Raw genomic sequence first — 2,395 nt, 5'->3', positions numbered from 1 at the left:
TTAAACTCGAAAACGAATTGGTAAGCGAAAGTGGTCAAGATGCGATCACGGCGCCGAGCAACCTTGCATCAAAATCGATCAGGTCATTGATCAAATTGGTCGCTGCGGGGGAGTGCTCCATCGCGTTCTAGTGAACAGACAATCACGGCATCCGCTCCGCTGGCGACCAACGTCGCCGTCGTTGGGTCGCTTGCGCTGAGTCCGCCGATCATGATGTATTGGTACGAGCGAATACTCGCAGCCAGTTCATCCCACGTGTTATGACTCATCGCATCACACAGCAACGCGGAATCTTTGATCAACAGCCGGTCGACTTTTTCCGATTTTCCGATTTGCATCTCTTGGTCTTGGATCGATTCGACTGCATATTCACCGGGGAATGACGTGACTTTGCCTGCCGTGACCACCTCGACGATCAACACCCGGCCTCCATCACGCGCCAAATGCGAACCGGCACCAAACAAGATTCCCGTGGGACAGGCTTTGCGACCGGTTGCCACCAACGCCACCGATGAACCGATCGGTAGATTCAATCGCTGGATCCGCGAAGCCAATATCCGAGACGTGGTACCGCCGGTATGTCGTTTGGATGAGGCCCGAGTATGCCGACTGAGGATGGGCAAACCATGCTTGCTGGCAAGTCGTTCATGTTGGTTCGGGCTGGCGCGAAAGAATTCAATCAACAATGCGGGAAGCAACAGAAACATCGAGCCAGCACCAAATCCGGCTACCATCACTTTGGCTTTGTTACTTGATACCGGAATCAACGCTGGCGACGCGGGTGAGGTGGTTTTCAGCACATAGCCATCCGTTTGCAGCAGCCGTTCCATCGCTTGCCGCTCTTCTTTGACCCGGTCTTGTTGATGAGTAATGCTCTCGAGTGCGACTTTGAAATCTCGCAGCTTCGGCGACAATTCGACCAACGCTGCGTAGTCTTTGTCCAGTTTTGCGATCAATTCTTGGTAACTCTTGTATTCCGCCTCGAGCAGTTTCAACTTCTCGTGCTCGTCGCGGATACGTTCGTCAAGTTGCACAAGAATCCTGCTCTTGACCGCTTCGTCGACATAGTTGCCCGAGTCGATATCGTCAAAAATTTCGGTGATCGAGCTACTGATGGACGCGGTCCTTTCGTCGTCGCCCGATTCGAGACGCAACACTTCGATCTCGCTTTGCAAGGCGTCATATTCGGACTGAGTCACCAAGTTGCGATCATAAAGCGATTGCAAATTTGCCAGTTCCTTCAGTTTCGATTCCAATTTGATCTTGGCTGTTTCGCGTCGACGATGTTCATGCAGTTGGTCCGTCAACATCATTCGTCGTTCTTGTTCAGCCAAGCGGATCACTTCGCTCTGCATGATCGTCCGTTTATCTTCGGCGAACTTGCCCGCTCGTGCATCCGCGACTTGCTGCTCCATTTGCGCGACGCTTTGTTTGCGAAGTTCGATCAGAATTCGCTGACGTGCCAAGATCGCTTTGGCTTCTCGTTTGGCTACCAAATTGGCATCGATCTCGGCATGCAAATCGTGACTGTTGTGCTCTAAGCAGAGTTGGTCATAGGTGGCTTGCGTCTTGGTTCGCTCGGCGGCCAATTCCGCGGTCCGTTTGTCGAGCGTTTCGAGGTGTTTGGTGATCGTGCCGTTGCGGATTTCGCGAGATTTGTCTCCCACAATTTGCATCAACGTATCGACGACCTGCTTGGCCGTCTCGGCGTCGGCGGCGCCATATTCAAGCACGATGTCGAATGCGCCTTTGGATGCCTGGACCTCAATCGCCTTGGCGGTCGCGGATTGTGGTTCGGTCAGCGGTAGTGTTTCGTAGAGCTCGCGGATCGTGTCGGGTGCATCAATTAGCACGACCAAGTCAGCCGCCAACGGCACGGCGAAAAAAGGATATCCCACCGTGCTCTGTTCAAGCGTCAACCGTCCCGTGTAAGTGTATGTGTCTTTGGCAAATCGATCGGCCGCCCACCATGCAACCGCAGCCCCAAGCAGGCTGGCGATTACGAACCATTTGACCGACCGTCTAAGGAATTGACTGAAGAGTTCGTTGTCGTGCGATTCATCGAAGCGAACCGAGTGAACACCTGACGCTCCCTTGACAGTGCCCTGGATCAATTCGTGTGATCGTTCGACTTGGTCGTTTTGCAGACTTAGCATTCAAGACTCCTGTTGGACTTGCGTTGCTCGGACTTGCGTTGCTTTGTTCGCATGAGGTGGCGATGGAACAATTAATATTGATAGATTGCAGTGTGAATATTTGCGAGGGAAATTGAATATAGGATCACTGGCAAATCACACGATGCTCGTCAGCAAAATTCGCACCTAAGCAGGAATCATTGGGGGAAATTCCGTTAGCCGTTTGGACGCTAGCCCCGTATTAAATGTCGGAACCGTGG

General features: G+C 52.6%; 1 protein-coding gene. It reads right to left on the bottom strand.

Annotated features, from left to right (window positions below; genetic code table 11):
- Positions 1–83: 83 nt before the first annotated feature.
- Entirely contained in the window at positions 84–2,156 is a 2,073-nt protein-coding gene (locus RMSM_RS11765; protein WP_008695868.1) for a GumC domain-containing protein, read from the bottom strand.
- Positions 2,157–2,395 lie beyond the last annotated feature (239 nt).

Origin of the sequence: Rhodopirellula maiorica SM1, assembly GCF_000346295.1 — a bacterium.
Lineage (GTDB): Bacteria > Planctomycetota > Planctomycetia > Pirellulales > Pirellulaceae > Novipirellula > Novipirellula maiorica.
Note: the sequence above shows the minus strand (reverse complement) of the source record. Positions and strands in the feature narration are given on the sequence as shown.